The organism is Streptomyces sp. A18 (genome assembly GCF_059026065.1).
In genome coordinates this window covers 106,476-131,414 of sequence record NZ_JBWLKL010000020.1, presented here as the reverse complement: position 1 = coordinate 131,414, position 24,939 = coordinate 106,476, and the positions used below count along the sequence as shown (strand labels likewise).

The window sequence follows — 24,939 nt, the reverse complement described above, 5'->3', positions numbered from 1 at the left end:
GGGCGGCCTTTCAGATGGTGCGGCGGATGCGGGCCTGGGCGATGAGGCCGCCGATGAAGACGATCAGGCAGACGAGGAGGGCGGGGAGGTGGGGAGGGGAGTGCAGGGTCACGGCCCAGGGCCAGGGGCGGTGGTAGTCGGAGTGACCGAGGAACATGATGGCGAACACCCATCCGACCGGTGCCACGGTGGCGGCCTTGGGGTGTACGGCTTCGGCGAGCAGCATGAGGCCGGTGAGGAAGGCGGTGTTGCGTCCGACCGTGGCGGCTTCGTCGGAACCTGCTGCGGCGCCGATGGCCACTCCGGCCACTGCCACGACTGAGACGCACGTCAGGACTGTGAGCATGTCGAGGCGGCGCAGGTTTCGGGTTGCCACCACTTCGGCCTCGTCCAGACGCTGGGTGAGGCAGTGGGCGAGAGTGGAGGTGACCAGGAGGGGGATGAGCTGCATGAGGAAAACCTGGTTGGTGCCGACGGTCAGCATGCCGGGCAGATCAATGGCCCGATCGTGCGCGAGGGCGACGACGAGGATGCATGCCGCAGTGCCGGGCAGGAGCACGGGGAGTAGGCGACGAGCTTTGATCCACCAGATCACGACTCGGTCCCCTGGTCGGCGAGGCGGCAGGCCTTGGCCTGCTCTTGGTGGAACCAGGAGGTCTGCTGCTCGGCAGGGAGCTTCAAGGCGTTGTCGGCGCGTTCCGTGACCTTGTTCAGGACCTGGCGGGGATTCTTGAATGTTCCGCCGTACTCGCCTCTGCGCCATGCCAGATAGGGCTGGTCCGCGTCGATGACCGTGGCGGCCCACAACACGGCTGCGTCGTGGTTGACGACGTAGTCGGCCGAGGGCGCGGACTCGAAGGAAGAGGGGAAGGCACAGGGGAAGGTGACACTGTTGCGCAGCACGGCATATCGGATGGCAGTCATGCCGCCCTCCGTCTGTCCGGCCTGCCGGGAGAGCGGCAGCCACCAGGTGGTGTTCGACGAGGCTTTGCGGTCCCGGCCGTTGAGGAGACTGTCGGACACGGTGGCGGGCACTCGCACCTTGACTCCTGCGGCACGCAGCTTGGCCGTTGACGTCACGATCTGCTGGCGTACCTGGTCGAGTTTCTCCACCGCGCCGCCGGTCTCGGCCATGCACACCCGCGGCGCGCTGCCAGCGCAGCGCGCCGCGGCGTGATGCGAGGTGACGGGGCCGTCGGCGATGGCCCAGCCTCCTGCGGCCTGGGCGCATGTGGTCATGAGCACCACGGCTGCCACGGCGGCGGCGCCGCGTATCGCCCACCGGCCTGGGCCTGCCGTACGAATCCACCACACACCTGCCGCCCCTGCCAGAGCGGCGATGAAGAGGAAGGGAATGAAGAGCGTGGCGGCCCCGTATTCCTCGCCGAACCCGAGAGATGTGTCGGGCTGGCCCGAGACGTGCCGGGGCCACGTCGGGGCGTCGTACTTCACTGTCTCGACGATCACGTAGAACACGGCGACGGCAGACAACGGTGCGCTGATCATGCGAGGAGTGAGGTGTCCGAGGGCACAGCCGATCACCGTGTACGCGCCCACGTTGCCCATGGCCATGATTAGAGGCGCCAAGGCGGTGGGGGTCGGTATGAGCCGGGTCTCGATCAGTCGCATGACCACTGGCAGTACAAGCACCAGCCAACCCGCGGCGACTACAGGTGCCAGCGTGTGGGCGGCCACGCGATAGCGGGACCGACCCGGGGCGAGTTGCCACACTCCGTCCCGCTTCAACCGCCCGCCCTCCCACACTGCGAGCCCAAGGGTGATGGCGTAGGCGAAGGCGTAGAAGTAGGACAGTGCTACTTCGACCTGTTCGGGCGCCCAGAGCGGTCCGTCGATGACTTCCTGATAGGAGTCTTCGAAATGCAGGGCGTAGAAGTAGTAGAAGCCGATGATTCCGAGCCAGATCGGCGCGGTCCACACGGCTGGGGTGGTGCGCAGTCGGGTGCGAAGGTTCAAGGAAACGAGGCCGCTCTGTGAAGAATGGGGGAAGCCGGGAAGCGCGTGGGCGCTTCCCGGCTCTACGTCATGCCACTTCAGCCGTGACGACTAATCTGCCTTCGACGTGTCGACGTAGACCTTCTTTACGGACAGGGAGGTCCGGCTGTGCTCGGAGTCGTTGTGCTTGGGGATGGTGAAGTAGCGGTTGTCGCCGCTGGAGACATGCGTGTCCCATTCACCCCTTGAGGTCTTGCCCGACCCCTTGAAGCAGTTCGTGAAGCGCTTCGAGCCCAGGCTCTTGTCCAGGCTGAACGGGATGGCCTGATGCAGCTGGACGTGCAGGGACTTACCCGTGGCGCCGCTCAGAGTGCAGGTGGTGAACTTGATCTCGGTGTAGTCGTTGTCAGACCAGTGACTGGATTCGTGGTTGCTGGGAAGCCAGCCCCCGAGGCTGCTGGTGAAATTCCGGGTCTGGACCTCACCGTTGTCGGAGGAGGGCAGTTCGAACAAGCCCTCTTCGTCGAGGCTGACGGTGCCCGCGTCGTCGGTGCCACCGGCAGGGTCGGTGTCGTCGGCGGTGGCAACTGCGGTGAGCATCGTGGTCGCCGCGAAGGCGCTCACGAGCACTGCGGAGGTGCGGGCGAGTACGCGGCGTCTGGGCGTAGCGGTGGTCATGGTGTTAGAAGTCCCCCTCAAAGTAATGGCCTTGGGCACAGCTGAACTTCCACTCGATGCAGTGGCGATTATGTGCCCGTTCGGTGAAGATCACCTAAACAGAAGGGGTCGTCACCCGCTGTGATGGAGGCCACGCCTCCGCATCAGCTGCAATCTTTGGCTGATACATGGCTGTAATGATGACTAGAAATACCCAATTCTTCGGGCCCTCCCCTGTGGGTGCCGATAACCCATGTCACCCGCTACACGACCCGACCTGCGTGTATTCATGGATCAGCCCTCCGAGCCGGTCGTGCCGGATGATCCGGGTCTGCTCGTCTTCGGCGGGTCGTGGGCGCGTGGAGACTGTTTGGGGATCGCTGTCCGATGCCAGCCACGGGACCGCCCCTCTGTCAACAACCCTCGTGGTCAACACAGGTAGCGCGGGGAAACTGTCGGGTCAACGTGCTTGCTCTGGTGGTGAGTCGGGGCGGGCGGGCGATCAGGTCGTGGTGGATGGTGCCTGTGCGGGCCTGGGTTCAGGGAGCGTACGGATCATCGTCGTTGTCGGTGTGGATGCCTTCAGTGAGACGGCCGTGACGGCGCGCAGCGGTGTGGAGATCACCTCGAGAGTCTGGGCGGCTGGCGCCAGTACGGTCCGGTAGGGAAGTGGCGGCGCGAAATATGCGCGTACCATGCCTCGCCCACCAGGTCGGGGGGCGTCGGCCGACGAAGGCGTGCTGCCGCCCCGCCGGGGATCGGCTCGGCGAGCACCAGTACCGCCACGTCCTGCGCGCGCCGCTTGGCCACCGGCTCGGGCGCGACGACTTCGCGCACCGGGAAGCAACGGCCCAGCAACTGGTCGGACTTGGGGAACGTCACCCACAGTCCGAGGTGCTTGTCCCAGGTGGGGCAGGCGACATGCGCGCAGGTCAGGACTCGTCGGTCGTCGATGAGGAAGCCGGAACCCAGCGCTCTCTCGTCGTGCTCGGAGCCGTGGACAGCGGCCACCCAGGCGTCGGTGCCGGGGCGTGGGCCCGAGCCGGGAGCGGCATTCATCGAGAATCGCTGGCCCCGTCCGCTGCGCTGGCGGGGCGCCACGTCAGGGTCACCTCAAAATTCGCGTCCGTCGCGGCCTTGGCGACGAACCAGTTGGCCGTGCCGCTCACCTTGACGCCGAACTTCACCTGGACCTCCGCGGGCTTCAGTGCCACCGCCTGATCGAGGACCGCGCGGGCGGCCTCCACAGCGGGGCGCGCCGCCTCGCGAACCCGGCCCACCACGTCCGCACTGCTGACCTGGTGGAACTCCTCCGTCGGATCGATTTCGAACCGTACGATCGTTTCGTCGTCGAGGGCATACGACACCACTCGCTCCGACATACCAGGCCTCCCCGTTGGACGTGGCCGTAGTCTAGTTCGCCATCAAGTCGCATTGAGCGGGGAGGGGTTGGGGCCCCCTCACGCGCTCACAGGCGTTCTCGATCCGCCTGGCGCGCCCTCAGCCCGTCCACGACCACAGTGAGCATGCGGTCGAGTTGCGCACTCTGTTCGGGCGCGCCGGCCACGGAGAGTACGCCGGCGAGGATGCCGCCGACGTCGATCGGATCGATGTCGCCGCGTAGTTCTCCTGCCTGGGCGCCGGCATCGAGCACCATCCCCAGGATTCCCTGGACCTCGTCGCAGACCGGCCCGGTGCCGAAGCGTCCAGTGGCGCTCATGGCGACGAGGGCCTCGCAGACGCCGCGCCGCTCGCCCGCCCACGCCGCGAAGCGGCGCATCCAGGAGTGGAGGGCCTGTGCGGGGCGCTCGGTCTTCAGGAGGGCTCGGGCGTCTTCGCGCAGGGGGCGGATCTGGTCGCGGTAGACCTCTTCGACCAGGTCCTCTCGGGTGGGGAAGTGCCGGTAGAGGGTGCCGCTGCCCACGCCCGCGCGTTTGGCGATCGCGTCGAGCGAGATCGCCTTCCCGGAGGCGAAGGCCTCGGCGGCCGTGGCGATCAGGTGCTCTCGGTTGCGCTGGGCGTCGGCGCGCAGGGGGCTTCGTGGAGGTGTCATGGGCCTTCGTGGTTCAGGTGGGTGGCGGACTGAGTGCGGGCTAATCGGGGAAGTCTCCGCTTCAGTGTACGGTGGTGCGAGCGGGGAAGCGGGGACCTCTCCGCTTACTCCCTCTATGGCGCTATGCCCACAAGCACAGGAGAAGACCATGCCACTCACTCTCGACACCTACCGTCAGCTGGGGCGTTCGGGCCTGCGGGTCTCGCCGCTCGCGCTCGGGGCGGCCACCTTCGGCAACGAATGGGGCTGGGGCGCGGAGCAGGACGAGGCGCGGAAGTTGTTCGACCTCTACGTCGAGCGCGGCGGGAACTTCATCGACACGGCCGTCACCTACACCAACGGAACCTCGGAGCGCATGCTCGGTGAGTTCACCCGGAACAGGCGGGACAGCTTGGTCCTGGCCACGAAGTACACCACCCTGCGCCGGCCCGGCGACCCCAACTCCGGTGGTGCGAGCCGCAAGAGCCTCTTCGGGGCGGTCGAGACCAGTCTGCGACAGCTGAACACCGATTACATCGACCTGCTCTACCTGCACGTGTGGGACTCCACCACACCCGTGGAGGAGATCCTCCGAGGTCTGGACGACCTGGTCCGGCAGGGCAAGGTCCTCTACGTGGCCATCTCCAACACTCCCGCCTGGCAGATCTCACGCATGCAGGCGATCGCCGACCTGCGAGGCTGGTCGCCGTTGGTGGCACTGCAGTTGGAGTACAACCTGGTGGAACGTACCGGGGAGCGTGACCTCATGCCGATGGCGCAGGAGTTGGGGCTGGGGACGGTTCTGTGGTCGCCGTTGGCGGGAGGGGTGCTCACCGGCAAGTACAGCCGCCAGGACTTGACCGCGTCGCCGTCCGTCGAGAGCGACAGCGACAGCGCACGCAAGAACTTCAACCTGGCACTCGGCGGAGTGACCGAGCGCAACCTCGCCATCGTGGACGTGGTCAAGGAGGTCGCCGATGAGCTCGGTCGCGCCCCGGCTCAGGTGGGGCTCGCCTGGACCCTGCAGAACCCGGGGGTGACGGCGCCGATCATCGGGGCTCGAACCACCGAGCAGCTGCGGGAGAATCTGGGAGCTCTGGAAGTCGACCTCACCCCGGCCCAGTTGGCGCGTCTGGACGAGGTCAGCGCGATCGACCTCGGATTCCCCCACGCCATGCTCGCGAGCGACCACATCCGCGTCGAGACCCGCGGCGACCTGAAGATCCAGGCCCGCCGCTGACGGTGGGTCAGGTGACCAGGCCCTGGCGGTAGGCGTACACGACGGCCTGTACGCGGTCACGGAGGCCCAGTTTGGTGAGGATGCGGGAGACGAAGGTCTTGACGGTTTCCCGGCTGATCAGGAGCGCCGCGGCGATCTCGGTGTTGGACAGGCCGTCCGCGATCAAGCGCAGCACCTCCAACTCGCGGGGGGTGAGCGGGACATCCCGCGCCGAGCCGCCGTCGGCGGGCCTGATCCGGGTCGCGTACCTGCCCACCAGCTGGCGGGTCACCTCGGGGTCAAGGAGGGCCGCGCCGGCGGCCACGGTCCGGATCCCGTGCAGCAGCCGGTCCGGCGGCGCGTCCTTGAGCAGGAAACCGCTGGCCCCCGCGCGCAGCGCCTCGTAGACGTACTCGTCCAGGTTGAACGTCGTCACCACGAGCACCTTGACGGGAAACGGCACTCCGGCGCCCGCGAGCAGGCGGGTGGCCTCGATGCCGTCGAGCCCCGGCATACGGATGTCCATCACCACGACGTCCGGACGCAGCCGCCCGACGAGGTCGACGGCGGCCTGTCCGTCCCCGCACTCGCCCGTGACCTCCAGGTCGGGCTGAGCGTCGATGATCGTCACGAGGCCGGTGCGGATCAACACCTGGTCGTCACAGACCAGGACCCGGATGGGTGCTGCCCCGCCCGAAAGCCCGCCTGCGGAGGAGGCGGCCACGACCGGCTCACCGGCGTTCACGACGGGCTCCCCGAAGGGATGCGCGCTCGCACGACGAAACCGCCGCCCGCGCCTGTGCCCGCGCTGAACTCGCCGCCCAGGACGTCGACCCGCTCCCGCAGACCGGCCAGGCCCCGCCCGCTGCCGCCGGGGGACACCGCCCGCGGTCCGAGCGCCTCGGTGCTGACCTCCACGGATATCTCCTTCTCGCCATGGCGGACCCGGACCGATGTGCGGATGCCGTGGGCGTGCTTGAGGGCGTTCGTCAGAGCCTCCTGCACCACCCGGTAAGCCACCAGGTCGGCACTGCCGGTCGACTCCGCCGGGGTGCCCTCCTCGGTGAACTCCACCGGCTGCCCCGCCCGGCGCGTCTGCTCCACCAGCGAGCCGACCCGCCCGACGTGCGGCGTCCTGACCTCCGCCGCTCCTGTGCCGGGCACACCGCCGAGCCCGGAACCATGGTCGGATCCATGGTGGGATCCGTGGCCGGTGCCGTGGTCGGGATTGAGCAGGTCGAGCAGGTGCCGCAGGTCGCTGATGGCCTGCCTGCCCGTGTCCGATACGGCGGTCAGGGTCTGGTCGAGGCGTTCGGGCGAGGCGGTCAGGTAGCGGGCCGCCTCGGCCTGCACGACCATCGCCGTCACATGGTGGGTAACCACGTCGTGCAACTCGCGGGCGATGCGGGTGCGTTCGGCGGTGCGGGTCTCCTCGGCGACATGCCGCCTGCGCTCGGCCTCCGCATTCCGGGCGGAGCGCAGCCAGGTTCCCATGCCCCACACCAGGGCCGTCACCACGTAGAACAGCACGAACTCGCTCGCCGGCTCGCCCGATCCGAACCGGGAGAGCGCGAAGGCCAGCGGTACGTACGCCACCGAGAGGACCAGCGCGGTGGCGCGCCGGCGCCGTTCCAGCCGGGACCCGGCGCCCAGCAGCGCGAGGGCAAGGCCCGTGCCCGCCAGTGAGTGGTAGCCGAGCAGTTGGTCGGCGGCGAAGCCCAGCGACACCAGGGCCAGGCAGGCCGCGGGCCACCGTCGGCACGCCATCAGGGGCAGGCACTGAAGGGCGATGACCACGACCGCGAGTGCGTCGAAGGCGCGGCCCGGCACCCCGCCGACCTGCGTGCCGTGGTTCTGCATCGACGGTACGAACGACCCGGCCATCAGCAGCGGACCGAGCGCGAGATACCAAGGTGTCACGTCGAACTGGCGCCATGGCCGCGGGAGTTGAAGCAGCCGAACCCGTGCGGCTTTCCGGAGACCGTTCACCGGACGAGCGTAGTCGTGGCGGCGACCTGCTCGGCACGCCGGGAGGTCTCCGTGGGCGGAAGGTGCCCGGTCCGCCGTGCCACCAACCCGTGGGCGATCACCGTGAACCGCTTATCGCAGGTCGTCGGTGGCCTGCGCGGTGACCTTCCGTACGGCGTTGACGGCGAGGTCGGGCCGGTCGACGTAGATGTAGTGGCCGCTCTTGGCCGCGGTGCTGAGCCTGCTGTCGGCGGAGAGCCCCAGCCACTGCTTCTGACCCTTGGACCACATGTCTTCCAGGGCGGGGCCGTACTCGGGCACCTCGGCGTACTGGCTCTCGTGCTTGATGATCTCGACGGGGATGTCGCCGGCGGACTCGACCTTCGCGTCCTCGATGACGTACTGCTCCGGGTTCTTGCCGCTGTTGATCTCCAGGGTCTGCTCCCGCAGCGCGGCGCCCTGGCCGGTGGCCGACTTCGGGATCGCCTTCGAGGAGCCGGCGTTCAGCGCCGGGATGGTGGCGTCCATCAGGACCAGGCCCTTGACCCGGTCCTGGTGTTCGGGGGCGTACCGCGCGGCGATCAGTCCGCCCAGCGAGTGGGCGGCCAGGACGGCCGGGCCGTCACCGGTGACCCGGTCGAGCACGGCGGTGAGGATCTTCGCGCTGTCGGCCTGGCGCTGGATGCCGTCCGGCTTGTCGCTCGCGCCTTCGCCGAGCCGGTCGTAGGAGCAGACCTTGGCCTGCTTGCTCAGGGTCTTCTGCAGGCCGGCCATCTTGCCGAGACCGTCACCCGCACCGGCGAGGAGCATGACGACCGGCTGGTTCTTCTCCGCCGCCTTGCCGGTGCAGGAGACGTTCACGGACCGGCCTCCGACCTTGATCTTCTTGGTTCCGGAGAAGGTGTCCGTGTCGCCGACGGCATCGTCGACGGCGTCCTCGATGGATTTGTCGACGGCCTTCTCTGCGGCCTTCTCGGAGGAGGATTCCTCGCAGGCGACGAGCCCCGCGCCGGCCATGGCACAGCACAGTGCGGCCACGGCGGTTGCCTTGATGGTGCGCATCATGAGGAACTCCAAGAAAAATTGGGGGGGAGGTTCGGTGATTCCGAGGCGCTGTGGCCACGGCTGAACGCTAGGGAAACGGCGATCCGGAATCGTCACCCCCGGGAGTGCACTTGCACGTCGCTCACGTGGGGGACAGCGGCTCCGCCCCGCACACCGGCCCACCCGGGGGTGTGCTTCGCGGCGGAGGGCGTGGCGGGGGTGCGGGGTGGGCGTGGCGTGCTTCGGTGGTGGGCGGTTCGTCCCCGGAGCGGAGCGTGGTCCGATGTTGTTGTCGTTGCGCCCAGTTGCAGGTGGAGGCGACCTTCCCGGACGGGACGAAGCTGATCACCGGCGTGCTCCTCACGGTCCTCGCCGACGATGCCCTCGCGCTCCGGCACGCACTGGATGCGGGGCTCGCCGGACTGGAGGGCGGCAGCTCGCCGGCCCAAGCGCCCTTTTCGGCGCCGGAGTCCGAAGCCGAGCCTGCCGCTGTGCCCCGATGGCGGTGCGGGCGGCACCGCTCCACTTGAGAACAAGCGTTCTCCGCACTACGGTGTGCGGAGAACGCTGGTTCTCGACGGGGGAGTTGCGGCAACCGGCGTGCGTCGCGCCACGCTGACGGGGGAAGCGTGGCGCGACGAGCCGCGAGGAGTAGGGGTCACCGTGAGGTGGCCCCTACTGAGCCTGGGTGGCGGCCGGTTCGCCGAGGCCCTCTTCGCACAGGTGGCCATCTCCCGTGCCGCCTCCGACATCGACGCGACCGTCCTGCAGATGGACCGCAACCTGCGCGAGCTGTCCGAACTCGCCGCAGCCGGAGGGGAGATCCCGATGGAGCTGTGACTGTGGACCCGGCGCGACCAGGTCAGGGGGAACCGAGCGGGCGGTCGCCGCGATCGACCTGCTGTTCAAGACGGCGGGCGGCCATTCACCGCGTCGCGCCAACCCCGTCGAGCGGTCCTGGCGCGACGCGCACGCCGGCAGCGCCCACGTGGCCAACGACGTGGAACGCGCCCTGGCCATGTACGGCCGTGGGGCGTTCGGCCTCGCGGTCGAAAACAATCTGGTCTGACTCGCGGTCGAGGACCATCTCGTCTGGCCGCCGGGCACCACGCGCGTCAGCCGGGGGTGCCTCGTCGCGCCGCGAGGAAGCGCGCGGGGACCTCTCCGCCGCCGTGCACCGCGAGGTCCGCGCCGTTGACGTATCCGGACAGGTCACCGGCGAGATACAGGCAGGCGCGGGCCACGTCCTCGGGGACAGCCATCCGCCCCATGGGAATGACGTCGGCCACCGCCGCCCCGCCGTCAGCGCCGTAGACCTCCGAGGCGCTCTCGGTGCGGATGAGGCCGGTGGTGATGTGGTTGACCCGCACGCGCGGTGCCCACTCCAGGGCCAAGGCCCGGGTCAGCGCGAGGAGTCCCGCCTTGGCCGCGGTGTAGGCGGCCGTGCCCGGCTGCGGGGTGTGCGCGGAGACACTGCCGATGTTGATCACTGTGCCGCCGCTCTCCTGCTCCCGCATGACCTTGTTGGCGGCCTGCGCGACATAGAACGGGGCGAGGAGATTGAGGGCGACGATCTTCTCGACGAAGCGGGGCGAGACGGTGGCCGCATCGGCGTCGGGTGAGCCGCCCGCGTTGTTGACCAGTACGTCGAGGCGGCCGAACCGCTCCACCGTGGCGTCGACCAGAGCGGCCGCCGCCGCGGGGTCACGGACGTCGCACGGCAGGAACACCGCCTCCCGTCCGCCCCCGCGGGGCGGCGACGGCGGAGCGCCGCGCCCGCAGACGACGACCTCCGCGCCGGCGTCGAGGAACGCCCCGGCGATCGCCGCCCCGATGCCCTTCGTACCGCCGGTGACCAGCGTCACGCGTCCGGTGAAGTCCAGCGGGTTGTCGATGTCCATGTCCCGTCCTTTCTGATGCTCGGGGTCCGATGTCGGGGTCCGATGTCGGGGGGCGAAGTCGCGGGTTCGATGTCGGGGTCCAGATGTCCGGGGCCGGTCATGCGGGCAGCAGGCCGAGTTCGGCGCCGAGCCGCTCCCGGTGCCGGGCCGCCGGGCCGAAGAGCTGTGACGAGCCGTGCGCCCGCTTGAAGTAGCGGTGGGCGTCGTGCTCCCAGGTGATGCCGATCCCGCCGTGCAGCTGGATCATCTCGGCCGCCACCGCCGAGAAGGCCTCGGAGCACACGGACCCCGCGACCGCGGCCAGGCGCGGCAGCGCGGCCGGATCCTCGTCGGCGGCGAAGGCCGCGCCGAGCGCCGCCGAACGCGCCGACTCCACCAGGACGTACGCATCCGCGAGGCGGTGCTTGACGGCCTGGAAGGAGCCGATCGGCCGACCGAACTGGACGCGCTGCAGCACGTGTTCGACGGTCAGCTCCAGACAGCGCCCGGCCGCCCCGGTCTGCTCGCCCGCGAGAGCGACACAGGCGAGGTCCCGTACGTGCGAGAGCACCCGGTGCCCGTCCCCGTCGGTGCCGACCAGACGTGCCGCGGCATCGGACAGCACCCATCGGGCCTGTGGCCGGGTCTGATCCATCGTCACCACCGGCTCACGGTGGGCACCTGCCCCGTCCACCGGCACCTCGAAGAGCGAGATCCCGACGCCGGTGCGGGCCGCGACCAGCAGCAGATCCGCGCCGTCGGCGTCCAGTACGTGTTCCTTGGTCCCGGTGACCAGCCAGCCGCCGCCCGGCCCCGGCACTGCCTCGGCACGCACGGACTCCGGCTCCCAGGAGCCCTGTTCGGCCCAGGCGAGCAGCCCCACCGAGCGGCCGTCGGCGATCGGCGGCAGCAGCCGGGCGCACGCCGAGTCGTCGCCCGATGCGAGCAGCGCGCCCGCCGCGAGCACCGACGAGCCGAGGAACGGCACGGGACTCAGGTACCGCCCCAGCTCCTCCATGACGACCTGTACGTCCCGTGCGCCGCCGCCCGCGCCGCCGTACTCCTCGGGCACGGCCAGACCGGCCACGCCGATCTGCTCGGCCAGCGGCACCCAGGCGGCGGGACCCTGCTCGCGCTCCAGCAACGCCCTTACGGCAGAGCGCAGTTCATCCTGCTCCTCGGTGGTCCTCACCCGGCTCCCGCCTCCTTCATCGCGCGGATGTCCATGCCGCCGAGCGCGTCGGGCGCGGTCTCGGCGTTGTGCGCGTGCGCGAGGTGGTGGAGCCCGAACACCGAGTCCATGCCTGTGTGCAGGCCTTGCAGGTCCTCGGCCTGATTGACGGCGCGCTTGGTCAGGGCGAGCCCCATCCGCGGCATCTCGGCGATGCGGGCCGCCAACTCATGGACGGACGCGTCCAGTTCATCGCTCGGCACCACCCGGTTGACCATGCCCACCTCGTACGCCCGCCGGGCGCTCATCCGGTCGCCCGTGAACAGGAACTCCTTGGCGATACGGGGCGGCATCACCCAGGGGTGGGCGAAGTACTCGACGCCGGGGATGCCCATGCGGACCACGGGGTCGGCGAAGAAGGCGTCGTCCGATGCGACGATCAGGTCGCACACCCAGGCGAGCATCAGGCCGCCCGCCACGCACGCACCCCGCACCGACGCGATCACCGGCTTGGGTAGTTCGCGCCAGCGGCGGCACATGCCCAGATAGACCTCGGACTCGCGGGCGAAGCGGCTCTCCGCGCCCGCCTTGTCCGAGTGGTCCCACCGCAGTCCGGCCCTGCGCTCGAAGGGCAGATGGGCATCGCGCTCGGGGGTGCCGATGTCGTGGCCCGCCGAGAAGTGCGTGCCCGCTCCGGCGAGTACGACGACCTTGATCTCGCTGTCGTCCGCCGCGCCGTAGAAGGCCCGGTCGAGGGCGTACGTCATCGCTGAGTTCTGTGCGTTGCGGTATTCGGGCCGGTTCATGGTGACCGTCGCGACCGGGCCCCGCTTTTCGTAGCGCACCGGTTCGTCGTGGGCAGTGGACATCCGCCCCTCCTTCCCTAACAAGTGTTTGGTAGATTAACGTACTGCCATGAGCAGCGTCGAGGAGTTCCGCGCCGAGATCCGCGGCTGGCTTTCCACCCACCTCACGGGCGAGTTCGCGGACCTGCGTGGCCGCGGCGGCCCCGGCAGGGAGCACGAGGCGTTCGACGAACGCCTCGCCTGGGAGCGCCACATGGCGGCCGAGGGCTGGACCTGCGTGGGCTGGCCCGAGGAGCACGGAGGCCGGGGCGCGACCCTGGAGCAGCAGGTCGCCTTCCACGAGGAGTACGCGCTGGCCCGCGCCCCCGCCCGGGTGAACCACATCGGGGAGCAACTGCTCGGGCCGACCCTGGTGGCCTTCGGCACGCCCGAGCAGCGGGCCCGCTTCCTGCCGCCGATCGTCGCCGTCGAGGAACTGTGGTGCCAGGGTTACAGCGAACCGGACGCGGGATCGGACCTGGCGAACGTCCGGACCCGAGCGGAACGGGACGGCAAGGACTGGGTGGTGACGGGCCAGAAGACCTGGACCTCGCTCGCCCACGAGTCCCACTGGTGCTTCGTCGTGGCCCGCACCGAACCGGGATCGCGCCGCCACCAGGGCCTCTCGTATCTCCTGGTCCCCCTCGATCAGCCCGGCGTCGACATCCGCCCGATCGCCCAGCTGACCGGCACATCCGAGTTCAACGAGGTGTTCTTCGACGGCGCCCGCACCGACCTCGGCCATGTCGTCGGCGCCCCCGGCGAGGGGTGGAAGATCGCCATGGCGACCCTCGGCTTCGAGCGCGGGGTCTCCACGCTCGGCCAACAGGTCGGCTTCCGCCAGGAATTGGAGGCGCTGATCGCTCTGGCCCGGAGCAACGGCGCAGTCCGCGATCCGCTGATCCGCGACCGGCTCGCCCGCGCCTGGACGGGCCTTGAGACCATCCGCTTCAACGCCCTGCGGATGCTGGACGGCGTCGCCGCGGGCGCACCCGGACCCGAGGCCTCCATCGGCAAGATCTTCTGGGCCACGTGGCACCGCGAACTCGGCGAACTCGCCATGGACGTCTGCGGGGCCGGCGGCATGGTCGCCGCCGGCGGGCCCTACGACCTCGACGACTGGCAGCGCCTGTTCCTGTTCTCGCGCTCCGACACCATCTATGCCGGATCGAACGAGATCCAGCGGAACATCATCGCCGAGCGCGTCCTCGGCCTGCCCAAAGAGGCCAGGCCGTGAGATCACACGCCATCTTCGGCCGGTACGCCCCGCACCCCGTCGTACAGGCTGATCGCGCTGACGGCCGTCGTCGTGGGCACGGTCGTCGGCGGGGCCGTGGGGATCGTGGCCGGCTACTTCCAGAAGTCGGTCGACCGGGTGGTGGGCGTCGCCATGAACTCGCAGCTCGCCGTGCCCCCGCTGATCCTGCTCATCGCGCTCGCGACCGTCCTCGAACCGCATGGACGTTGATGCTCGACCCGCAGATGCTGCTCTGCGACGAGCCCGTCTCCAGCCTGGACGTGTCGGTACAGGCCCAGATCCTGAACCTCCTGCAGACCACGACCAGGGAGCGCGGCCTCAGCACGGTGTTCATCGCCCACGACGTGTCCGTCGTGAAGAACATCAGCGACCAGGCCCTGGTCATGTACCTCGGCAAGGTCCGCGAGACGCTGCCGTCCGACGGTCTGCACCGGGAAGCCGTCCACCCGTGCACCCGACTGCTGCTCGCCTCGCTGCCCGAGGCCCAGCGCAGCCGCACGGGAGGAACCACCGAGCACGCCGGTGGGACCGGGGGACCGGCCGCCATGGCGGCCGAGTTGCCCTCGCCGATCGATCCGCCGTCAGGCTGCCGGTTCCGCACCCGGTGCCCGCTGCCCACCGACCGGTGCGCCGAAGAGGCCCCCGCCCTCCGGGAGATCGCCCCCGGACACCGGATCGCCTGCCACTACGTCGAGTCCAGGAGGACCCTTCCATGACGACCAGCCCCGAGCAGCCCGGCCGCCCCGAGCAGCCCGGCCGCCCCGAGCCCGCGGCCCCCGATGTCTTCGCGCCCGCCACGATCGGCCCGCTCCAGCTCCGCAACCGCGTCATCAAGGCCGCGACGTACGAGGGACTGAGCCACAAGTCCCTGGTCACCCGCGAACTGGTGGACTTCCATGTGGCGTACGCGCGCGGCGGCGTCGGCATGACGACCGTCGCGTACTGCGCGGTCGCCAAGGAGGGGCGGACCGATCGGCACCAGATCCACTGGACCGACGAGGCGATGCCGGGTCTGCGCCGCCTCACCGATGCCGTGCACACCGAGGGCGCCGCGGTCTCCGCGCAGATCGGTCACGGCGGCCCCGTCGCGAGCCCCAAGGCCAACGGCGCCCCGGCGCTCTCCCCTTCGAAACGCTTCCACGCCACCTCGCTGAGCTGGGCGCAGGAGGTGTCCGTCACGGACATCCGGCGCATCACCGAGGCCCACGCGGAGGCCGCACGCCGCGCGATCGACGCGGGCTTCGACGCCGTCGAGGTGCACCTGGGCCACAACTACCTGGCAAGCTCTTTCCTCAGCCCCAAGATCAACCGCCGCACCGACGCCTACGGCGGCAGCCTGGAGAACCGGGCCAGGTTCGCCCGCGAGATCATGCAGGCGGTACGGGAGGCGGTCGGCGGCCGGATCGCGGTCATCGCGAAGATGAACATGGACGACGGGGTGCCGGGCGGCTTCTGGCTCGACGAGGCCATCCCGGTCGCGCAGTGGCTCGAACAGGACGGCACCGTCGACGCGTTGGAGATGACGGCGGGCAGTTCCCTCCTCAACCCGATGTACCTCTTCAAGGGCGACGCCCCGCTCAAGGAGTTCGCCGACGTCATGCCGCAGCCGATCAAGCTCGGTGTGCAGGCGGTCGGCAAGCGGTTCCTGCACAGCTACCCCTACCGGGACGCCTATCTCCTGGAGGACACCCGCCAGATACGGGCCGCCGTGGACCTGCCGATGATCCTGCTCGGCGGCATCACCGACAAGCCGGTCATGGACCTGGCGATGCGGGAGGGCTTCGAGTTCGTGGCGATGGCCAGGGCGCTGCTGCGGGAGCCCGACCTGATCAACCGCCTGCAGAAGAACGCCGACACGCCGTCCCTGTGCATCCACTGCAACAAGTGCATGCCGACCAACTTCACCGGAACCCGCTGCGTCCTCGTCGACCGCGGCACCACCCGCCGCACGAGCTGGGGCAAGCCCGAGGGGTATGTGGCGTGAGAAGCCCGGACGCCGTCTCCACCGCCGCGGCCGTCAGGAGGGAGAGCGGGACGCCCAGGCCGTCACAGAGGAGGCGATCGCCCGCATCGAGGAGCGTGACCCGTGACTCGGCGCGGTGGTCCACCCCCGCACCGACGCTGCCCGCGCCGAGGTGGCCGCAGGTCTGCCGGACGGCCCGCTGCGGGGCGTGCCGATGCTCGTCAAGGACCTCGGCACCGAGGTCGACGCCCTGCCCGCGGCCGGTCGGCGCCGTGGGGCTGCCCTGTGCATCGCGAGCTCACCAACCCGTGAACAGCAGGTGATTGATCGCGAGTGCCAGTACGGCCTGCGCGGTGAGCCAGTGGCGTCGGCCCGGGGCGGGCAGAAACGCCGTCGCCGCGAGGAGGAACGTCGCGAAGGGCAGCCAGATGCGTTCGGTCTCCGCCTTGCTCATGCCGGAGAGGTCGGCGGCCAGCAGGGCGAGGAGGGCGGCCAGGACGAGTGTGGTCAGGCGGTCGGCAGGAGTCGTCCGGCCGGTGCGCATACGGCTGATCGCGCCGGGTGCGGATGCCGCCGTCCTGCGGAGTCCTGCCGCCGTCGCGAGGCCGGTGACCAGCACCGTGCAGGCGAGGTTGGCCCACACGAAGTAGCCGTAAGGCCTGATGCCGCCCGCCCCTTGGTAGTAGCGCTCGACGAGCAGGTGGTACGCCTCCCACCAGTCGAAGCCCGCCAGGGTGAAGACGAGCGGGGCGAGGGCCGCACCGGCCAGGAAGAGCGGGAGCGGGCGCAGGGTGCGGGTGATCAGCAGGACGGCGGCGGCGACAACGGCGAACAGCGTCAGGCCGTACGAGAGGTAACACGTCAGGCCGAACAGCAGGCCTGAACCGAGCGCCGCCGCGGCGGGGGAGCGGACCGTGCGCGTCGCCGCGAGCGCCAGCAGGGCGATCATCCAGGCCGTGACGGCGGCGAAGTAACCGTCCGCGGAGGCGCCGACCCAGATGGCGGCCGGGGCCAGGACGAGGAAGGGTGCCGCCCGGCGGGCGCTCGACTCGTCCGCCAGCGTGCGCAGCGTGATCAGGACGGCCGCCACGGCCGTGCTCCCCGCCGTGATGCAGAAGGCCCCGGCCCAGGCGCCGCCGCCCAGGCCGATCCGGTCGAGGAGGACGAAGGTGAGGGTGGCACCCGGCGGATGGCCCGCGGTGTGCGCGGGCCAGTGGCCGGGGGAGTCGATCAGGATGTGCCGCGTGAAGTCCCGCAGCGTCGCGGGGATGTCCTCGAAGCGGTCGATGACCTGGAGGTACTCGTACTTGGTGGTGAGCCGCCGCGCCACGCCCCGGTGCCAGCCGTCGATCAGCGCCAGCGACCAGATCCACGCCATCGAAGCGGCCCAGGCGGTGAGGAGAAGTGCCCGCCAGGAGAGCCGGGCGGCTAGGGCGGGGGCGTACGCGATCACCGCGACGGCGACGATGAGGGCGGCAGGAGTGCCCGGCCCGACGTGGGGGTCCCATTCGGCGTACAGGGGCGGCCAGTTGAGGTGCAGGGTGCCGTCCGTGCGCTCGATGGAGGAGCCGACGACGACGGCCACGGCGACGAGCAGCGCCGCGATGCCGGCCGCGGCCAGGTCACGGCGGCGGCCTGTGTGGTCTGTGGTGCTCACGACTGCACGGTAGGCGCAGGTGGAGCGAGTGACGGGGCTTCGAGGGACGACGTCAGCGTTTCGTCATGAGTCGTGGGCCCGCTGGGGGACAGGGTCCGGCATACGGTCGGTCCATGCCCCCCGCACCACATGTCACCACTCCCGCCGCCCCCGGTTTCTGGCGCAGTCCGCTGCGCGGGCCGTGGCTCACCTCGGTGCTCGGCGTCGTACTGCTGGCCGGTGTCACCATGCTGTTCGTGACCGGCCTGCTGTCGTACGCCGCGTACAACCCGAATCTGTCACCGGTCAACGACAAGACACCGGACAAGGGCCTCCTCGGCTTCTACCTCTTCGACTGGCCGACCGACCCGCACTGGCTCTACCGCCTCAACCAGGGCCTGCACGTCACGGTCGGGATCACGCTCATCCCGGTGTTGCTGGCGAAGCTCTGGTCGGTGATCCCCAAGCTCTTCGCGCTGCCTCCGGCTCGGTCGGTGGGGCACGCCCTCGAGCGGGTGTCGCTGCTCCTGCTGGTCGGTGGCGCGCTGTTCGAGTTCGTCACCGGTGTCCTCAACGTCCAGCTGGAGTACCTCTTCCCCGGCTCGTTCTATCCGCTGCACTTCTACGGCGCCTGGGTGTTCTTCGGCGCGTTCGTGGCGCATGTCGTGCTGCGCATGCCCCAGGTCGTACGGGTGCTGCGCGAGCAGGGGTGGCGCGAAAGACTGCGGGATCCGCGTCCCGAGCCGACCGACGCGGAGGGGCTCGTGGCGACCCGGCCCGCTGAACCGACCGTGTCGCGGCGGGGCGCGCTCGGCATGGTCGGTGCGGGCTCCGCCCTGCTGTTCGTGACGACCGCGGGGCAGAACTTCGACGGACCCCTGCGCCGCGCCGCGCTGTTCGCCCCGCACGGCGGCGAGGATCCGGGCAGCGGGCCGAACGGCTTCCAGATCAACAAGACGGCCGCGGGGGTGGGCATCGAGCAACGGGACACGGGCGAGCTGTGGCGGTTGGTCGTCGGCGGTGGTTCGCGGGGAGACGTCACGCTGTCCCGCGCCGACCTGCTCCAACTTCCGCTGCACAGCGCCGCGTTGCCCATCGCGTGTGTGGAGGGCTGGTCGACGTCGGACCAGTGGTGGCGCGGCGTGCGGCTGCGCGACCTCGCGGCGCTCGCCGGGTTCGAGGAGGATCCGCCGGGCGTCCTGGTGGAGTCCCTGCAGCGGCGCGGAGCCTTCCGCAAGGCCGCGTTGCGCGACAACCAGGTCCGCGATCCGCGCTCCCTCCTCGCGCTGCACGTCAACGGGGAGGACCTGTCGCCGGACCACGGCTATCCGGCACGGATCATCGTTCCGGCCGCGCCCGGCGTGCTCAACACCAAATGGGTGTCCCGTCTGACCTTCGGGGAGCTGTGATGACCGGTCTGACCGACCGCCTCCGGCGGTGGTACGGCGAGGGCCCGCTGCAACTCCTCGTACTGCTCGCCTCGTTCGCGCTCGCCGGGTATGCGGGGGTGCGCCTCCTGGAGGGCGACTGGCTGCTGATCGCCGTCTGGTTCGTGGGTGCGGCGCTGGTGCACGATCTGCTGTTCGTGCCCGCGTACGCACTCGTCGACCGGGCGCTGCGGGCCGCCGGGAGGCGGCTCGATCACGGGGAGCGGAACAGTGGGGAGCGGAACAGTGAGGGGCAGGGCCGCGGGGAGCAGGACCGCGGGGGGTGGATCAACTTCGTACGCGTTCCGGCATTCCTGTCCGGGCTGTTGCTCCTGGTGTGGTTCCCGCTCGTCACCGGGCAGGTCGAGCGCTACGAGTCCGCCACCGGGCTCCCCGCCGGAGTCTTCCTCATCCGCTGGCTGGCCGTCACGGCCGTGCTGTTCGCGGGATCCGCGCTGTGCCGGGTGCTTCAGACGCGGCGCGGGCGGCGCAGCGCGAGGAAGGAACGGCCGTCGGTGCTCCACTGATCGGCCGGGTGCCAGCCGAGCGGACGGGCGTGGCGCAGTAGCGCGAGGGTGCCGAGGCGGGCCCAGGGGAACAGTTCGCCCGGTGCGCCGCCCCCGTCGTCGACGTGCACCTCCACCCGTTCGTCGACGTCCAGTTGTACGGTCTCGGCGATCAGGAGGCCGTCAGGCGCGAGGAGTTGGGCGACGCGTCGGAGCAGTGCGGTGGGGTCGCCCCCGATCCCCACGTTGCCGTCGATGAGCAGGGCCGTCCCCCAGCGTCCCTCGCCCGGCAGCGCGTCGAAGACCGAGCGCAGCAGCGCGGTGCCGCCCAGCCGCAGGGTGTGGTCGACGGCTGCCTGGCTGACGTCGACACCCAGGACGCGATGGCCTCGGGCCGCCGCCCCGGCCACCAGGCGGCCGGGGCCGCAGCCGATGTCGAGGACACTGCCCTCGCAGCGGCGCAGCGCGGACAGGTCCGCGGCGTCGGCGCTCGCGCACCAGCGCTCGACGTCCAGGGGCAGCAGCCAGCCGTCGCTGCGGCGCAGGAACAAGGGGCCGTGGCCGTTGCGCAGGGCGTTGGTGTACGGGTCGGCACGCCAGGGTGCGGCCGTCGCCGTGCTGCGCGGGCTCGTGTCCGGAGGCGCTGTGCTCATCGGCCGCCGCCCCGGCTCGCGTGCCCGGCCGCCGTCGCGAGGCGGGCGAGCGTGGCGGCGAAACGGCTTTCCGGCGCGGCGGCGGCGACCTTCCCGGCGTCGCCGGCCGTGTCGACGTCGCGCAGCGGGGGCAGGTCGCGCACCTTCAGCCCGGCGCCCGTGAGCCGGGCCCGTTGCAGGGCGCCGGTGTCGGGCCTGGACATCGGGACGCCGCGCAGGAGTTCCGGATCGGGGTCGGCCAGGCCGAGCGCCCAGAACCCGCCGTCGACGGCGGGGCCGAACCAGGCGTCGCAGTCCTGCCAGGCGTCAGGGCCGAGCGCCGGGGCGAGGAGGCCGGGGGTGATCTGCGGGGTGTCCATGCCGACCAGGAGGGCGGGCCCGGCGCAGCCGGCGAACGCCGCGGCGAGCCGCTCGTCCAGGCCGCCCGCGCACTGGGGGACCACCTCGATGCCGGAGGGCAGCCAGGGCCCCGGCCGCCCGTCGAGGACCAGGACGCGGCGGCGTGCGGGGGCCGCGAGCACGGTGTCGAGGGTGTCGGCGAGCGAGGCCGCGGCCAACTCGGCGGCCTCTTTCGGGGTGTAGGGCGGCGTGAGGCGGGTCTTCACCCGCCCCGGCAGCGGCTCCTTGGCGATGACGAGCAGGGTGGTCGTGCCGTACGCGCTCACAGGGCACCGCCCGACGCGCGCCCCGAGCGGGGGACGGCGGCCGTGCGAGGTGGCTCAGCGAGCACGGCCCGCATGTCGCGCACCGCGTGCCACGTCCCGAGCCACGTGCCGGTGACCTTCGACTTCCCTTCGCGCGGCAGATACGGCACGTCGCGTTCCTCGATCCGCCAGCCGGCGTCGGCGGCCCGCACGACCATCTGCAGCGGGTATCCGCTGCGCCGGTCGGTCAGGCCGAGCCCGAGCAGCCCCTCGCGCCGCGCCGCCCGCATCGGGCCCAGGTCGTGCAGGCGTACGCCGGTGCGCCGCCGCAGCATCCGGGCGAGCGCCAGATTGCCCGCCCGCGCGTGCGGCGGCCAGGCGCCGCGTCCCTGCGGGCGGCGCCGTCCGACGACCAGATCGGCCTCTCCGTCCGTCACCCTGCGTACGAAGGTCCGCAGCAGCCCCGGATCGAGGGACGCGTCGCAGTCGCAGAAACACACGATGTCCGCGTCGGAGGCGGTGAGGCCCGCGTGGCAGGCCGCCCCGAAGCCGCGCCGCGACTCCTGTACGACGGTGGCGCCCAGGGTCCGGGCGATGTCCGGCGAGCCGTCGGTCGAGCCGTTGTCGACGACGACGGCCCGCCAGTCATCGGGGACACGTTCCAGGACCCACGGCAGCGCGGCGGCCTCGTCGAGGCAGGGCAGGACGACATCGACCCGAACGGCGCGCGCGTCCGGCGCGTCAGGCGCATCGGGTTCAACGGAGGGGGAGGGGGTCATGTGACTCACCCTACGAAGCCGAACCAGACATATCGGACTTGAGGTTCTTACGAAACACGGACGTCGGCAACCGGAAGCGGCCCTGACCGGCAAGTCTCCGTACGAGGTGCGACTCTTGTCGTATGCAGCCCTCACCGCAGGATCACGTGCCTCGCGTGCTCGTCGTGGACGACGATCCGACTGTCGCCGAGGTCGTCGCCGGCTACCTGGAGCGTGGCGGCTACACGGTCGACCGTGCCGAGGACGGCCCCGGGGCACTGGACCGCGCCGGAGTGTTCCGGCCCGATCTGGTCGTCCTCGATCTGATGCTGCCCGGCATGGACGGCCTGGAGGTCTGCCGCCGCCTGCGCGCCAAGGGTCCGGTGCCGGTCATCATGCTCACCGCCCGCGGTGACGAGGACGACCGGATCCTGGGCCTGGAGGTGGGGGCCGACGACTACGTCACGAAGCCCTTCAGCCCGCGTGAACTGGTCCTGAGGGTGGGATCGGTGCTGCGCCGCAGTAGCGCGGCCCGCGCCCCCGAGGCCGCCGTCACGCTGGGGGCCGCGGGCCTGTGGGTGGACCCGGTGGCGCGCCGCGCGACGAAGGGCGGCGCCGAACTCGCCCTCACGCTGCGCGAGTTCGACCTCCTCGCCTTCCTGCTGCGTCATCCGGGGCAGGCGTTCGGGCGGGAGGAGCTGATGCGGGAGGTGTGGGGCTGGGAGTTCGGCGACCTGTCCACGGTCACCGTCCACATCCGCAGGCTGCGTGGCAAGGTCGAGGACGACCCGGCAAGGCCGCGGCTGATCCAGACGGTGTGGGGCCTCGGATACCGCCTCGACGAGCCGGGCGAGGGAGAGGCCCGAGAGGCCCCGCCGGGCGCCGGTGACCCGAATGCCAGTGATCCGCCCCGAGCCGAAGGCTGAACCCCCCCATGCAGGACATCCTCCTCATCGCCCTCTTCGCCTTCCTGGGCGCCGCGAGCGCCGGGCTCCTGGGCGCCTGGGCACTGCGCATGCTGCGGCACCGCTCCCTCACGGTGGCGATGACCGTCGTGGCGGCCGTCGCGGTGCTCGCGATGCTGGCCGGAACGCTCGCGGTGGCCTGGGAGATGTTCCTCTCGCCGCACGACCTCAAGGTGGTCACCATCGTCGTGGCGATGGCGGCCGTGGTCTCGCTCGTCACCGCGCTGCTCCTCGGCCGCTGGGTGGTCGCCCGCAGCAAGGCCCTGACCCTGGCGGCCCGCTCCTTCGGCGACGGCGGCAGTTTCGCCGCGCCGACCGAACCCGGCAGCGCCGAACTGGCGGCATTGACCAGGGAATTGGAGTCGACCAGCGTCAAGCTCGCCGCGTCACGCGAGCGCGAGCGGGCGCTCGAACGCTCCCGGCGTGAACTCGTGGCCTGGATCTCGCACGACCTGCGCACCCCACTGGCCGGGCTGCGGGCCATGTCCGAGGCGCTGGAGGACGGTGTGGCGGCCGAACCGGAGCGTTATCTGCGCCAGATCCGTACCGAGGTCGAACGCCTCAACTCCATGGTCGGAGACCTCTTCGAGCTCTCCCGCATCCACGCGGGCGCGCTGGCCCTCTCACCCTCGCGGATCTCCGTCTACGACCTGGTGGGCGACGCGCTCGCGGGCGTCGACCCGCTCGCCCGCGAACACCGGGTCCGTCTCGTCGGCGACAACGTCGAGGCCCTCCCGGTGGAGGTCGACAGCAAGGAGATGAGCCGCGTCCTGGGTAATCTCCTGATCAACGCGATCCGCCGCACACCGGCCGACGGAACCGTCGCCGTGGCCGCCGAGCGCTCCCCGGAAGGCGTGGTCCTGTCCGTGACCGACGGCTGCGGCGGCATCCCCGAAGAGGACCTGTCCCGCGTCTTCGACACCGGCTGGCGCGGCAGCCAGTCCCGCACACCCCCGGCGGGCGCGGGCCTCGGCCTCGCGATCGTGCGCGGCATCGTCGAGGCCCACCAGGGCCGGGCGGCCGTCCGCAACGTGGCGGGCGGCTGCCGCTTCGAGGTCACACTGCCGACGGCGCGGGCATAGCCGCCGCTCAGCCGGAGCACGCTGCGGGCTACCCCCGCAGCGGAGCCTTCGCGAAGGACGCCATCCCCTCGGCGAAGTCCACCTCGGCCCGCCACCCCAACTCCGCCCGCAGCCGCCCCGAGTCCGCCGTGACATGGCGTACGTCCCCAAGGCGGTACTCACCCGTCACCTCCGGGGCGGGGCCGCCGAACGCCCGCGCCAGTTCGTGGGCCATCTCCCCGACGGTGTGCGGATCCCCACTGCCCGTGTTGTACGCCGCGAACGCCCCCGCCTCCCGGTCGCGCACCGCTTCCAGCGCCAGCGCGTTGGCCGCCGCCACATCTCGTACGTGCACGAAGTCCCGCCGCTGGCGGCCGTCCTCGAAGACCTGGGGCGCCCGGCCGCACTCAAGGGAGGACCGGAAGAACGAGGCCACACCGGCGTACGGGGTGTCGCGGGGCATGCCGGGGCCGTACACGTTGTGGTAGCGCAGCGACACCGCGCGGCCACCGCAGGCCCGTGCCCACGCGGCGGCCAGATGCTCCTGTGCCAGCTTGGTCGTGGCGTACACATTGCGCGGATCGGCGGGTGCGTCCTCGGCCACCAGGCCGGGGGCCAACTCGGCTCCGCAGTCGGGACAGAGCGGCTCGAAGCGCCCCGCGTCCAAGTCGGCCGCCGCACGCGGTCCCGGCCTGACGACCCCGTGCCGGGCGCACGCGTACCGCCCCTCCCCGTACACCACCATCGACCCCGCGAGCACGAGATCCCGTACCCCGCACTCGGCCATCGCGGCGAGCAGGACGGCCGTGCCCAGGTCGTTGCAGCCGACGTACTCGGGGGCATCCGCGAAGTCCTTGCCGAGCCCCACCATCGCCGCCTGGTGACAGACCGCGTCCACCCCGCGCAGCGCGTCGCGCACCGCGTCACGGTCCCGGACGTCGGCGACCGTCCACCGCTGCCCGGCGGGCGGTCGCGGCGGCCGAGCGTGGGCGGAAGGCAGCAGGGCGTCGAGCACCGCCACTTCGTGCCCGCGTTCCGAGAGGGCTTCGACCACGTGCGATCCGATGAACCCGGCGCCGCCGGTGACAAGTACGCGCATGCGGCCCACGCTAGGCGCGCCGCGCCGGTGTGACGATCACCGACGGGGCTCCGTCACGGGTCCGTAAGAACCGCCGGTGCGTTGGACGGCCCTGCTGAAGTTCGCCGAGCGGATGGGCGTACTGCTGTCAGGCCTTGAAATCGGCGTCGGTGGTCGTGTCGCGCAGAGCGGCTCGCGCGGTGCTGCGCATCGTGGGTCTG

Annotated in this window: 29 protein-coding genes; 12 read left to right on the top strand and 17 right to left on the bottom strand. The window is 70.9% G+C overall.

The annotated features are described in order from the left end of the window. Positions 1 to 10 precede the first annotated feature (10 nt). The 6 genes from AC5P1C_RS27330 to AC5P1C_RS27305 all read right to left on the bottom strand — a co-directional run bounded on the left by AC5P1C_RS27330 (position 11) and on the right by AC5P1C_RS27305 (position 4,663). Complete coding sequence (locus AC5P1C_RS27330) at positions 11 to 595, bottom strand: hypothetical protein (protein WP_493868583.1); 585 nt, start codon at positions 593 to 595, stop codon at positions 11 to 13. Then, positions 592 to 1,974, bottom strand: a complete 1,383-nt coding sequence (locus tag AC5P1C_RS27325) for a hypothetical protein (RefSeq protein ID WP_493868582.1) — start codon at positions 1,972 to 1,974, stop codon at positions 592 to 594. Before AC5P1C_RS27325 ends, AC5P1C_RS27330 begins: the two co-directional genes overlap by 4 nt. A gap of 90 nt (positions 1,975 to 2,064) precedes the next feature. Further along, a complete protein-coding gene (locus AC5P1C_RS27320) occupies positions 2,065 to 2,631 on the bottom strand; it encodes a hypothetical protein (protein ID WP_493868581.1) in 567 nt (188 codons plus the stop codon). Positions 2,632 to 3,231: 600 nt separating this feature from the next. After that, entirely contained in the window at positions 3,232 to 3,669 is a 438-nt protein-coding gene (locus AC5P1C_RS27315; protein WP_493868580.1) for a trypsin-like peptidase domain-containing protein, read from the bottom strand. Next, positions 3,666 to 3,992 (bottom strand): CU044_2847 family protein, encoded by a 327-nt coding sequence (locus tag AC5P1C_RS27310; protein WP_493868579.1) that lies wholly within the window; start codon positions 3,990 to 3,992, stop codon positions 3,666 to 3,668. Before AC5P1C_RS27310 ends, AC5P1C_RS27315 begins: the two co-directional genes overlap by 4 nt. Before the next feature lie 86 nt (positions 3,993 to 4,078). Then, positions 4,079 to 4,663, bottom strand: a complete 585-nt coding sequence (locus AC5P1C_RS27305) for a TetR/AcrR family transcriptional regulator (RefSeq protein WP_493868578.1) — start codon at positions 4,661 to 4,663, stop codon at positions 4,079 to 4,081. Between the two features lie 148 nt (positions 4,664 to 4,811). On the opposite strand from AC5P1C_RS27305, the gene AC5P1C_RS27300 reads away from it, so the two are divergent. Then, entirely contained in the window at positions 4,812 to 5,882 is a 1,071-nt protein-coding gene (locus tag AC5P1C_RS27300; protein ID WP_493868577.1) for an aldo/keto reductase, read from the top strand. Between the two features lie 7 nt (positions 5,883 to 5,889). On the opposite strand, the gene AC5P1C_RS27295 is transcribed toward AC5P1C_RS27300, so the two are convergent. From AC5P1C_RS27295 to AC5P1C_RS27285, 3 genes are all read right to left on the bottom strand, one after another. After that, positions 5,890 to 6,585, bottom strand: coding sequence for a response regulator (locus tag AC5P1C_RS27295; protein WP_493868600.1), 696 nt, complete (start codon positions 6,583 to 6,585; stop codon positions 5,890 to 5,892). 17 nt (positions 6,586 to 6,602) lie between these two features. Continuing rightward, entirely contained in the window at positions 6,603 to 7,745 is a 1,143-nt protein-coding gene (locus AC5P1C_RS27290; RefSeq protein WP_493868599.1) for a sensor histidine kinase, read from the bottom strand. A gap of 216 nt (positions 7,746 to 7,961) precedes the next feature. Next, positions 7,962 to 8,894, bottom strand: a complete 933-nt coding sequence (locus AC5P1C_RS27285) for an alpha/beta fold hydrolase (RefSeq protein ID WP_493868576.1) — start codon at positions 8,892 to 8,894, stop codon at positions 7,962 to 7,964. A gap of 290 nt (positions 8,895 to 9,184) precedes the next feature. On the opposite strand from AC5P1C_RS27285, the gene AC5P1C_RS27280 reads away from it, so the two are divergent. From AC5P1C_RS27280 to AC5P1C_RS27270, 3 genes are all read left to right on the top strand, one after another. Next, positions 9,185 to 9,403 carry a hypothetical protein gene (locus AC5P1C_RS27280; RefSeq protein ID WP_493868575.1) on the top strand — a complete coding sequence of 73 codons (219 nt, stop codon included), beginning with the start codon at positions 9,185 to 9,187 and terminating at the stop codon, positions 9,401 to 9,403. A 133-nt stretch (positions 9,404 to 9,536) separates the two neighbouring features. Beyond that, positions 9,537 to 9,713 carry a hypothetical protein gene (locus tag AC5P1C_RS27275; RefSeq protein WP_493868574.1) on the top strand — a complete coding sequence of 59 codons (177 nt, stop codon included), beginning with the start codon at positions 9,537 to 9,539 and terminating at the stop codon, positions 9,711 to 9,713. Positions 9,714 to 9,765: 52 nt separating this feature from the next. Beyond that, positions 9,766 to 9,942: a hypothetical protein gene (locus AC5P1C_RS27270; RefSeq protein ID WP_493868598.1), complete on the top strand. Its 177-nt coding sequence runs from the start codon at positions 9,766 to 9,768 to the stop codon at positions 9,940 to 9,942. A gap of 46 nt (positions 9,943 to 9,988) precedes the next feature. Here the strand turns inward: AC5P1C_RS27270 and AC5P1C_RS27265 are convergent, their stop codons facing one another. The 3 genes from AC5P1C_RS27265 to AC5P1C_RS27255 form a co-directional block, all read right to left on the bottom strand. Next, positions 9,989 to 10,774: an SDR family oxidoreductase gene (locus tag AC5P1C_RS27265; RefSeq protein ID WP_493868573.1), complete on the bottom strand. Its 786-nt coding sequence runs from the start codon at positions 10,772 to 10,774 to the stop codon at positions 9,989 to 9,991. A 97-nt stretch (positions 10,775 to 10,871) separates the two neighbouring features. Continuing rightward, positions 10,872 to 11,945, bottom strand: a complete 1,074-nt coding sequence (locus tag AC5P1C_RS27260) for an acyl-CoA dehydrogenase family protein (RefSeq protein WP_493868572.1) — start codon at positions 11,943 to 11,945, stop codon at positions 10,872 to 10,874. Then, a complete protein-coding gene (locus tag AC5P1C_RS27255; protein WP_493868571.1) occupies positions 11,942 to 12,793 on the bottom strand; it encodes an enoyl-CoA hydratase in 852 nt (283 codons plus the stop codon). The genes AC5P1C_RS27260 and AC5P1C_RS27255 overlap by 4 nt, the downstream gene beginning before the upstream one ends. A 46-nt stretch (positions 12,794 to 12,839) precedes the next feature. Here AC5P1C_RS27255 and AC5P1C_RS27250 point away from each other — a divergent pair, with 46 nt between their 5' ends. The 4 genes from AC5P1C_RS27250 (at position 12,840) to AC5P1C_RS27235 (ending at position 16,011) form a co-directional block, all read left to right on the top strand. Further along, on the top strand, positions 12,840 to 14,006 hold the full coding sequence (locus AC5P1C_RS27250; protein WP_493868570.1) for an acyl-CoA dehydrogenase family protein: 1,167 nt from the start codon (positions 12,840 to 12,842) through the stop codon (positions 14,004 to 14,006). 72 nt (positions 14,007 to 14,078) lie between these two features. Further along, positions 14,079 to 14,237 (top strand): hypothetical protein, encoded by a 159-nt coding sequence (locus AC5P1C_RS27245; protein WP_493868569.1) that lies wholly within the window; start codon positions 14,079 to 14,081, stop codon positions 14,235 to 14,237. Further along, on the top strand, positions 14,237 to 14,743 hold the full coding sequence (locus tag AC5P1C_RS27240) for an oligopeptide/dipeptide ABC transporter ATP-binding protein (protein ID WP_493868568.1): 507 nt from the start codon (positions 14,237 to 14,239) through the stop codon (positions 14,741 to 14,743). The genes AC5P1C_RS27245 and AC5P1C_RS27240 overlap by 1 nt, the downstream gene beginning before the upstream one ends. Continuing rightward, positions 14,740 to 16,011, top strand: a complete 1,272-nt coding sequence (locus AC5P1C_RS27235; RefSeq protein WP_493868567.1) for an NADH:flavin oxidoreductase — start codon at positions 14,740 to 14,742, stop codon at positions 16,009 to 16,011. Before AC5P1C_RS27240 ends, AC5P1C_RS27235 begins: the two co-directional genes overlap by 4 nt. A gap of 277 nt (positions 16,012 to 16,288) precedes the next feature. On the opposite strand, the gene AC5P1C_RS27230 is transcribed toward AC5P1C_RS27235, so the two are convergent. Beyond that, positions 16,289 to 17,647 carry a hypothetical protein gene (locus AC5P1C_RS27230; protein ID WP_493868566.1) on the bottom strand — a complete coding sequence of 453 codons (1,359 nt, stop codon included), beginning with the start codon at positions 17,645 to 17,647 and terminating at the stop codon, positions 16,289 to 16,291. 113 nt (positions 17,648 to 17,760) lie between these two features. On the opposite strand from AC5P1C_RS27230, the gene AC5P1C_RS27225 reads away from it, so the two are divergent. Both AC5P1C_RS27225 and AC5P1C_RS27220 read left to right on the top strand, forming a co-directional pair. Further along, positions 17,761 to 19,035, top strand: a complete 1,275-nt coding sequence (locus AC5P1C_RS27225; RefSeq protein ID WP_493868565.1) for a molybdopterin-dependent oxidoreductase — start codon at positions 17,761 to 17,763, stop codon at positions 19,033 to 19,035. Then, a complete protein-coding gene (locus tag AC5P1C_RS27220) occupies positions 19,035 to 19,580 on the top strand; it encodes a hypothetical protein (RefSeq protein ID WP_493868564.1) in 546 nt (181 codons plus the stop codon). Before AC5P1C_RS27225 ends, AC5P1C_RS27220 begins: the two co-directional genes overlap by 1 nt. On the opposite strand, the gene AC5P1C_RS27215 is transcribed toward AC5P1C_RS27220, so the two are convergent. Genes AC5P1C_RS27215 through AC5P1C_RS27205 form a run of 3 tightly spaced genes read right to left on the bottom strand, consistent with a single transcriptional unit; the run spans position 19,523 to position 21,635 of the window. After that, positions 19,523 to 20,212 (bottom strand): class I SAM-dependent methyltransferase, encoded by a 690-nt coding sequence (locus tag AC5P1C_RS27215; protein WP_493868563.1) that lies wholly within the window; start codon positions 20,210 to 20,212, stop codon positions 19,523 to 19,525. The genes AC5P1C_RS27220 and AC5P1C_RS27215 overlap by 58 nt on opposite strands. Then, positions 20,209 to 20,877, bottom strand: coding sequence for a TIGR04282 family arsenosugar biosynthesis glycosyltransferase (locus tag AC5P1C_RS27210; RefSeq protein WP_493868562.1), 669 nt, complete (start codon positions 20,875 to 20,877; stop codon positions 20,209 to 20,211). Before AC5P1C_RS27210 ends, AC5P1C_RS27215 begins: the two co-directional genes overlap by 4 nt. Then, positions 20,874 to 21,635: a glycosyltransferase family 2 protein gene (locus tag AC5P1C_RS27205; protein ID WP_493868561.1), complete on the bottom strand. Its 762-nt coding sequence runs from the start codon at positions 21,633 to 21,635 to the stop codon at positions 20,874 to 20,876. The genes AC5P1C_RS27210 and AC5P1C_RS27205 overlap by 4 nt, the downstream gene beginning before the upstream one ends. A gap of 122 nt (positions 21,636 to 21,757) precedes the next feature. Between AC5P1C_RS27205 and AC5P1C_RS27200 the strand changes: the two genes are divergently transcribed. Both AC5P1C_RS27200 and AC5P1C_RS27195 read left to right on the top strand, forming a co-directional pair. Continuing rightward, on the top strand, positions 21,758 to 22,540 hold the full coding sequence (locus tag AC5P1C_RS27200; RefSeq protein ID WP_493868560.1) for a response regulator transcription factor: 783 nt from the start codon (positions 21,758 to 21,760) through the stop codon (positions 22,538 to 22,540). Positions 22,541 to 22,548: 8 nt separating this feature from the next. Continuing rightward, positions 22,549 to 23,661, top strand: coding sequence for a sensor histidine kinase (locus AC5P1C_RS27195; RefSeq protein ID WP_493868559.1), 1,113 nt, complete (start codon positions 22,549 to 22,551; stop codon positions 23,659 to 23,661). Between the two features lie 28 nt (positions 23,662 to 23,689). On the opposite strand, the gene AC5P1C_RS27190 is transcribed toward AC5P1C_RS27195, so the two are convergent. Beyond that, positions 23,690 to 24,739, bottom strand: a complete 1,050-nt coding sequence (locus AC5P1C_RS27190) for an NAD-dependent epimerase/dehydratase family protein (protein ID WP_493868558.1) — start codon at positions 24,737 to 24,739, stop codon at positions 23,690 to 23,692. Positions 24,740 to 24,939: the final 200 nt, after the last annotated feature.

Coding starts and splice junctions, on each gene's coding strand:
- AC5P1C_RS27240 (WP_493868568.1), top strand. CDS start 14,237: ATGCTCGACCCGCAGATGCTGCTCTGCGACGAGCCCGTCTCCAGCCTG.
- AC5P1C_RS27320 (WP_493868581.1), bottom strand. CDS start 2,631: ATGACCACCGCTACGCCCAGACGCCGCGTACTCGCCCGCACCTCCGCA.
- AC5P1C_RS27215 (WP_493868563.1), bottom strand. CDS start 20,212: ATGAGCACAGCGCCTCCGGACACGAGCCCGCGCAGCACGGCGACGGCC.
- AC5P1C_RS27300 (WP_493868577.1), top strand. CDS start 4,812: ATGCCACTCACTCTCGACACCTACCGTCAGCTGGGGCGTTCGGGCCTG.
- AC5P1C_RS27205 (WP_493868561.1), bottom strand. CDS start 21,635: ATGACCCCCTCCCCCTCCGTTGAACCCGATGCGCCTGACGCGCCGGAC.
- AC5P1C_RS27220 (WP_493868564.1), top strand. CDS start 19,035: ATGACCGGTCTGACCGACCGCCTCCGGCGGTGGTACGGCGAGGGCCCG.
- AC5P1C_RS27190 (WP_493868558.1), bottom strand. CDS start 24,739: ATGCGCGTACTTGTCACCGGCGGCGCCGGGTTCATCGGATCGCACGTG.
- AC5P1C_RS27305 (WP_493868578.1), bottom strand. CDS start 4,663: ATGACACCTCCACGAAGCCCCCTGCGCGCCGACGCCCAGCGCAACCGA.
- AC5P1C_RS27285 (WP_493868576.1), bottom strand. CDS start 8,894: ATGATGCGCACCATCAAGGCAACCGCCGTGGCCGCACTGTGCTGTGCC.
- AC5P1C_RS27310 (WP_493868579.1), bottom strand. CDS start 3,992: ATGTCGGAGCGAGTGGTGTCGTATGCCCTCGACGACGAAACGATCGTA.
- AC5P1C_RS27225 (WP_493868565.1), top strand. CDS start 17,761: ATGCCCCCCGCACCACATGTCACCACTCCCGCCGCCCCCGGTTTCTGG.
- AC5P1C_RS27290 (WP_493868599.1), bottom strand. CDS start 7,745: ATGGCCGGGTCGTTCGTACCGTCGATGCAGAACCACGGCACGCAGGTC.
- AC5P1C_RS27250 (WP_493868570.1), top strand. CDS start 12,840: ATGAGCAGCGTCGAGGAGTTCCGCGCCGAGATCCGCGGCTGGCTTTCC.
- AC5P1C_RS27235 (WP_493868567.1), top strand. CDS start 14,740: ATGACGACCAGCCCCGAGCAGCCCGGCCGCCCCGAGCAGCCCGGCCGC.
- AC5P1C_RS27200 (WP_493868560.1), top strand. CDS start 21,758: ATGCAGCCCTCACCGCAGGATCACGTGCCTCGCGTGCTCGTCGTGGAC.
- AC5P1C_RS27195 (WP_493868559.1), top strand. CDS start 22,549: ATGCAGGACATCCTCCTCATCGCCCTCTTCGCCTTCCTGGGCGCCGCG.
- AC5P1C_RS27315 (WP_493868580.1), bottom strand. CDS start 3,669: ATGAATGCCGCTCCCGGCTCGGGCCCACGCCCCGGCACCGACGCCTGG.
- AC5P1C_RS27265 (WP_493868573.1), bottom strand. CDS start 10,774: ATGGACATCGACAACCCGCTGGACTTCACCGGACGCGTGACGCTGGTC.
- AC5P1C_RS27255 (WP_493868571.1), bottom strand. CDS start 12,793: ATGTCCACTGCCCACGACGAACCGGTGCGCTACGAAAAGCGGGGCCCG.